This window comes from Paracraurococcus ruber (assembly GCF_004353985.1).
GTDB classification, from domain to species: Bacteria; Pseudomonadota; Alphaproteobacteria; order Acetobacterales; family Acetobacteraceae; genus Paracraurococcus; species Paracraurococcus ruber.
In genome coordinates this window covers 1-1388 of the sequence record NZ_SMOA01000566.1, presented here as the reverse complement: position 1 = coordinate 1388, position 1388 = coordinate 1, and the positions used below count along the sequence as shown (strand labels likewise).

Annotated in this window: 1 protein-coding gene; it reads right to left on the bottom strand. The window is 69.2% G+C overall.

Annotated features, from left to right (window positions below; genetic code table 11):
• Positions 1-262 precede the first annotated feature (262 nt).
• The gene (locus E2C05_RS31785) at positions 263-1303 is read right to left on the bottom strand and encodes an IS110 family RNA-guided transposase (protein ID WP_133223590.1); all 1041 of its coding nucleotides are present in this window, start codon (positions 1301-1303) and stop codon (positions 263-265) included.
• Between the last annotated feature and the right edge of the window lie 85 nt (positions 1304-1388).

The following is a 1388-nucleotide window of genomic DNA, read 5'->3' as shown; positions in this document are numbered from 1 at the left end:
AGAGTCCTCTCTGATTGGGGTTAGGGGGTCAAGCTGTTCCTCTCGCCTCAAGTCATTCCCGTAGGTCACTCGCTTCTCTTCGCGGTCGGCGCGTGGCCGCCGCAGGATGGGGTCAGGAGGGCGAGGCGTCTCAATCTGTCCCGCGACCTTCGGGGCGTTGCGGCCCTCCGGTTCTGGACTCTCAACGAGATCGCCTCGCCCATCGTCCCCACGGGAACGACACGGCTCCGTCCTTGTCAGACGGAAACTGGATCTCCCTGCGTCATGCGGCTGCCGGCACGGCGGCCGGCTTGCCCCAGCGGAACTCGCTGCCATCGGCCCAGATGCGGTGCAGGATCACTGCCAGCTTGCGGGCGACCGCGACGCGGGCGCGTGCCATGCCCCGCCGCTTGGCGACGTTCATGCCCCACGCCCGCAAGGCCGACCACTTGCTGCTGCGGATGAGCAGGGAATGGGCGGCCTCGTAGAGTGCGGTGCGCGCCAACTCGTCGCCGCACCGGCTGATATGCCCTTGGATGTCGGTCTCGCCGGACTGGTAGCGTCGCGGCGTCAGGCCGAGATGCGCGCCCACGTCGCGGGACCTTCGGAACCGGTCCGGCTGGTCGATGGTCGCGCGGAATGCCAACGCGGTCAGCGGCCCAACGCCCGGCACTGTCATCAGCCGGCGGCAGGTGGGCTCGACCCGCACCTCGTCGAGTACCCGCTTGGTTAGCTGGTCGACCTCCTTTGTCATCGCCTCGATGACGGTCAGCATCGACCCGGCCAGGCTGGCCAGGACCGGGTCATCGGCCGCCAGTTCGCGCACCCGCGCCGGGAACGCCTTGCGGCTCGGCGTGCCGACCTTCAGCCCGACCTCCCGCAGCAGTGCCCGGATGCCGTTCTCGATATCGCGGCGCTTGTTGAGCAACATCCGCCGCGCCGTGAGCAGGGCCCGCCAGGAGCGGCAGGGCGGGCTTTTCACATGCACCGCCCGATACCAGCCGGTGCGCATGATCTGCGCAATCCCGCGCGCGTCGTTGCGGTCGGTCTTGTTCGGCATCGCGCCCATCGCCGCCTTCGCCTGGCGCGCCTCGATGCAGATTGCCGGCAGGCCGGCCTCCGTCAGCCCGGCATGCAGCCAAGCCGTCAGCGAGCACGCCTCCAGGCCGACCCGCTCCATCGCCATGCCGCAGGCCCCGAAGAACGCGACCAGGACGTCCGGCTCGCTGGCCGCGCGCGCTTCGCGCACGATGCGGCCGGACTCATCGACGATGCAGATGGCGGTCTCGTCCAGCGAGACATCCAAGCCGGCGAAGTAACCCATCGCTGCTCCTCCTCGATGCTGGTGGCCGACGCAAACCGGACCACGCTCCACCATCCCGAGAGGAGCAGCCACCGGATCACCGGGG

What these genes read in the sequence shown, in the direction of transcription:
- E2C05_RS31785 (WP_133223590.1), bottom strand. Translation starts at nt 1,303, where the DNA reads ATGGGTTACTTCGCCGGCTTGGATGTCTCGCTGGACGAGACCGCCATC.